2 protein-coding genes and 2 pseudogenes are annotated in these 5,266 nt (G+C 57.9%); 2 read left to right on the plus strand and 2 right to left on the minus strand.

The window, feature by feature from the left end:
* A partial coding sequence (locus tag DQ405_RS27265; protein WP_206678937.1) for a hypothetical protein occupies positions 1-195 on the plus strand: 195 nt, incomplete at its 5' end.
* Positions 196-323: 128 nt separating this feature from the next.
* On the opposite strand, the pseudogene DQ405_RS23800 reads toward DQ405_RS27265, so the two are convergent.
* A pseudogene (locus tag DQ405_RS23800) lies at positions 324-2,715 on the minus strand (TonB-dependent siderophore receptor).
* Positions 2,716-2,878: 163 nt separating this feature from the next.
* Positions 2,879-4,534 (minus strand): cyclic peptide export ABC transporter, encoded by a 1,656-nt coding sequence (locus tag DQ405_RS23805; protein WP_168426325.1) that lies wholly within the window; start codon positions 4,532-4,534, stop codon positions 2,879-2,881.
* Positions 4,535-4,737: 203 nt separating this feature from the next.
* Between DQ405_RS23805 and DQ405_RS23810 the strand changes: the two are divergent.
* Positions 4,738-5,266 (plus strand): annotated as a pseudogene (locus DQ405_RS23810) (N(5)-hydroxyornithine transformylase PvdF); the annotation flags it as partial.

A 5,266-nucleotide genomic window follows, 5' to 3' on the forward strand; every position in this document is an offset into this window, starting at 1 on the left:
GCCTCTAAGCATTGCAGCTCGGACCAGTGGGCGACCTTGAGTCGTACTGGGGTACATCATCAATTGATTGAGGCGAGCATGCTGGAAGTTGCAGTGCAATCAACGATCGAGCGCTCAGTGTTGATCGAGACCAGCCATGACCGATTAATCGATAACGCAGAGTTCGTCCATAGCTTCGCTGCCGCGATGAGCTGACCAGAGGCCAATATGAAAAGCCCCCAGTCACCTTGAGCGACTGGGGGCTTTTTTATGGCCCTATCTATAAATTCGGACAAAACAAAACCGCCCCGGGCAGTCATTGCCTCGGGGCGTCTGATCCTGCTTTAGAAGTCCCAGCGAGTGCTGAGCATGAAGTTACGGGGTTCACCATAAGCGGCAGAATTGTAGAAGCCGATGTTGGTGTAATAGGACTTGTCGAAAACGTTGTTGATGTTCAGCGTCGCCGACACGTTTTTAGTGAATTGATAACGGGTCATCAGGTCCACCAACCAGTACGCTTCTTGAGAGAACTCCTCGTAGCCACCACGGGGAGAGTTATAGATATTCTGCCAGCCAACGCTCTGCCAGCGAGCGCCACCGCCAACGGTCAACTTGTCAAGATTACCCTTGAGCTTGTAAGTGGTGTACAGGCTGACCTGGTCTTCGGGTTCGAAAGTGGAAATCTTGACGTCTTTGTCGTCACGCACAATCTTGTGGGTATAGCCAGCCTGGAGCTGCCAGCCCGGAGCCAGTTCGCCGGACATCTCCAGCTCGTACCCCTTCGTCACGGCCTGGGTGCCTTTGAACGCGTAGTTCGAGGGGGTAGGTTTCAAGTTGTTGTAGTCATCGTCCGAAACGGAACGGTTGTCTTCATGGATCTCGAAGTAGGCCGCACTGGCGTTTACACGACCATCCAGGAAGTCGGCCTTTACACCCAGCTCCCAATTCTGGCCTTCGTCCGGCTCAAGCAGCTTGTTGTCCCTGTCGCGGTTATAGCTTTCCTGGGGCATGAAAATATCGGTGTAGCTGGCGTAAACCGAGTAGGTGTCATTCAGGTCGTACACCGCACCGACATAAGGTACGAAGCGTCCTGACTCGCGATAGGTAGGGTTGTAGCCGGTCACCGTGTAGTTGACTACCCGGCCACCGAGCAGCAGCTTCAGGTCGTCAGCAAGGTTCAGCCGTGTTGTCATGTACATGCCGGTCTGGCGGACGGTGTCGTCGATTTTCGATTGTGGTTTGCCCCAATCAGGTTGCGGTGCGTTGCCGTGCCAGTTATTGAAGTCCACCAGGTTGGGGGCGAGGTTCCAGTAGCCATTGCCATTCCATTCCGAAGCGCTGATGGAACCGCCGAATACCAGTTCATGCTCCCTGCCTCCCAGGCTGAAGGGGCCGCTTACATACAGATCGGCGGAGTCACTGACGGTTTCACCGGTGTATTTGCCCGAAGTCAGCTGTGACTTACCATCCAATCCCGGGGTGTCACCCTGAATGGAACCCATGAGTGCGTGGTAGCCGTTGATCTTGTGATCCAGTTGCAGTTTGGTTTATCCAGCCATCCCCCAGGTCGTCGCTCCAACATGGCGAAGACGGTGCGGGTGTATTGCTCCCAAACTGCTCCAGTCGGCCGCGTTGTTGAACGAGCGCTTAACGTCGTTGCGATTACCCTGGGCGTCGATCAATGGGAAACTGCCCGACCAGGATGAGCCTTTCGGCAGGCTGTCCTGATAATCGCCGCCGACTGTCAGCAGGGTATCGGGAGACAGGTCGAACTCCATGATGCCGTAGTAAGTCGGGCTTTTGCGCTCGTAGCGGTCCATGAACGAGTGTTTGTCCTGATAGGCGGCGACGGCCCGGCCACGGATATTGCCGGTCTCGGTCAGCGGGCCACTCACATCCAACTCGCTGCGGTAGTTGTCCCACGAACCGGCACCCAGCGTGGCATGACCTTGGAACTCAGAGGTCGGCTTTTTGCGTACCAGGTTGATAGTTGGCCCCCAGTGAACCAGCACCGGTCAGCAGGCCAGTCGCGCCCTTGAGTACTTCAACACGGTCGTAGATCGCCATGTCGCTCAGCGTGTTCCCCGCCGAGTAAGCCACGTTGCGTGCGGTGGAAGGGATCCCGTCATATTGGAAGTTGTTGATAGAGAAACCACGAGCATAGTAGTTGCTGCGCTCGGTATCGAAGGCTGAAACGGTAATGCCCGGCGTGTGGCGCATCACGTCGTCGACACTGTTCAGGCCAAAGTCGTCCATGTGCTGACGTGTGACGACGGTCACCGATTGCGGGGTTTCCTTGGGCGTCAGGACCAGGCGCGTTGCGGTGGCAATCGAGCCTGGCGTATAGGAGCCGGTATTCTCGGTGACGTTACCCAGCATGTTGCCAGTGACTTGCGTCGGGCTCAGCTCCAGCCCGCCACCGCTACCAGCAGCAGTGACGGTCAAGGTATTGCCATTGAGGTTATAGGTAGTCTGGCTACCGGCCAGCAATGCAGCTATGGCCTGCTGTGGCTGCATCTTGCCCTTGACGGCGGGGCTGTTCTTGCCCTGCACATCGCCCGGGCTGTAGAGCACTTGCACATTGGTCTGGCGGCCAAATTCCTGCAGTGCGCTCCCCAGCGACTGCGCAGGAATATTCAACTCGATCTCCTGGGCCTGCACATAGCCTGCAATCGGCATCGACACAGCCAACGCCAGGGTACTGGGCAAGAGGTTGATGTTCAGGGCCCGGCGCATGGATAGCGCTTTGCTCAGGGGGCTGAGACCGAGTCGTGCTGGCATGGATGCTTTCTCTTCTATGTTTTAAGTGGGCAATTCTAAGTGTTTATTGAGTTTAGTTCTCATTACCACTAGTGAGACGTTACCTACTTCGCAAAACGGAAAAAATTATTCCGGTACTTCATGCAGGCTCCATCTCATGCACCACCTGACCGGCGCGCAGGCGCACCAAATGATCGGCGATGTCGAAATAACGGTCGTCGTGGCTGATCACGATGATGGTCTTGCCCAGGCGTTTGAGGTCCGGCAGCAGCTCGGTGTAGAAGATGCGGCGGAAGGCCGGGTCCTGGTCGGCGGCCCATTCGTCGAATACCAGTACCGGGCGCTCCTCCAGCCAGGCATTGACCAGGGCCAGGCGCTTGCGTTGGCCGGTGGACAGGTCAGTGGTGCTGAACACACCGTCCTTGACGCTGACCTTGTGCGCGATTTCCAGGCGCTCAAGGTATTGGGTGGCGCTGTCCAGGGACTGGGTGGCACTGCCTTGTACCAGGTCATCGAACAGGTAATAGTCGGAAAACACCGTGGTGAACAACTGGCGATAATCGTCGCGCGCTGGGTCGGTCACCGCTGTACCGTTGAGCAGGATCTCACCCGCCTGAGGCGGATACAGGCCCAGCAGCAATTTGATCAGGGTGGTCTTGCCGCTGCCGTTCTCGCCGACGACAAACACGATATCGCCTTGTTTGATGCTCAGGTTGATCGGCCCCAGGTGGAACGGTTGGCTGCCTTCAACCGCTGGCGGGCTGTAGCTGACGCCGCGCAGTTCGAGGCTGTTGACCACAGGCTTCGGCGCTTCACTGTCGTCCATCAACAAGTGGGGCTCGGGCGAAGAAAAGCGCTCCGACAGTTCGCTGATGCGCCCAAAGGCAATCTTCGCCTTGCCAACCACGGGCAAATAGCCCAGCAGGTGTTCCAGCGGGCCTTTCATATACAGCAGTACCAGCACGAAGCCGGTAATCACCGTGGGATCGGGGTTGGGATTGTAGGCCTGCATCGCCAGGGCCAGGCCGATGACCACGAAGAACAGCATCGAGCCAAAGGTCTTGGCCAGGATATAGATGTTGACCGAACGCACCTGGATATCGCTGATGCGGTCTGCGGTTTCCTGGATGCGGTGGGTGTTCATGCGAAACCGCCGCGGGCGGTGCATGCGCAGTTCCTTGGCGCCAGAAGCAATCGCATTGTAGTAACGCTGCAATTCATCTTCGTGGCTGCGGGCCAGATCGAAGCCCTGAATGCCTTTGCCACCGGCGATGAATTGCACGGCGCTGCCGATGATGATTGCGACCACCATCATCAGGAACATCGGCACGGACAGGTAGGCCAGGTAACCCAGGCATCCCAGGGTAACGGTGGCGGCGATGGCCAGGGGCGTGAAGGCAAAGGAAAAATCGCTGATGGTGTCCACGTCGTGGGTCAGCACCGGGATCAGGCGGTGAGAGCGATATTGCTCGATCTGCCCGATGGGCGCTGACAGCACTTTTTCACCCAGGTCCTTGCGCAGGGCGGCAATGATCCGTTGCCCGACGGTTAAGTTGGTGCCGATGTCGGAAATAATCGAGCTGACCAGCGCCACCACGCACAATGCGGCGAAGGTCAACACCACACCCTGGGTCATGCCCCCCGCCGAATGCAGGGCATTGTTAATCGTCGCCAACAGCAAGGTAATGGCCAGGCCGCCCGCCATGCCAAGGGCGACGGAGACCGTCACGATGGTGCGAAAGGGCCTGAGCAATGCGAGCAAACCTTTGAAGGCGCCGCGCTTGGGGTCGGTCATAAATACTTCCCGGAAAGTAGAAAAAGAGGGGGCTGGGCACACAGACCCTTACCCATGACAAACGAAGCTGTGGCGTGACTATTTAGCGCGGCGTGCCGGGCGGTGGCAGTGGGCGATAAATTGCCCGGGGCCTGGTTCGTTCTTGTTCTGTAGGCGCACGTGTATCAATGCCGTGCGTGGCCCTTTGAGCGAGAGCGAAACACATGACGAAAAAGAACCTGGTGTATGTCTGGTCCCTGAGAAACGCCGCCGCCGACAAGGCGGGGCAACCGGTGGCCTATAAAGACCACGAGCGCTATATGAAATCGGTGCTGGAGTTTCTGGTGGGCTCGCTCAACGACACGTCGCTGGGCGAGGCTTACAACCTCGTAGGCGTGGTGTATGACGACGATGAGCACAACCCGCGGGACCAGCAGTTGGTGGCGGACTATGGCTTTGCTTACCAGCCGGGTCGCCAGTGGTTGTACCCGGCGGATTTGCGTGTGCAAGGCACGTTGGTCAATGACCTGCTGCTCAGCGTGCCGTCGACCTATCGTCGCCTGCCACGGGGCAGCGCCGAACATGTCGCCGGCAAGCAGGATTTCGAGCGTCGGCTGCATGACACCCTGCTGGAGTTGAAGGCTGACATCGTGGTGCTGGATGGTTTTGCTGGTGATCCTCGACGAACTGGTGCGCCCGGGTGCGCGTTTGCACGGCGCATCATGAACATTCATCCGGGCATCACCCGCCTCG

The organism is Pseudomonas sp. SST3 (assembly GCF_003325755.1).

What these genes read in the sequence shown, in the direction of transcription:
- DQ405_RS23805 (WP_168426325.1), bottom strand. Translation starts at nt 4,534, where the DNA reads ATGACCGACCCCAAGCGCGGCGCCTTCAAAGGTTTGCTCGCATTGCTC.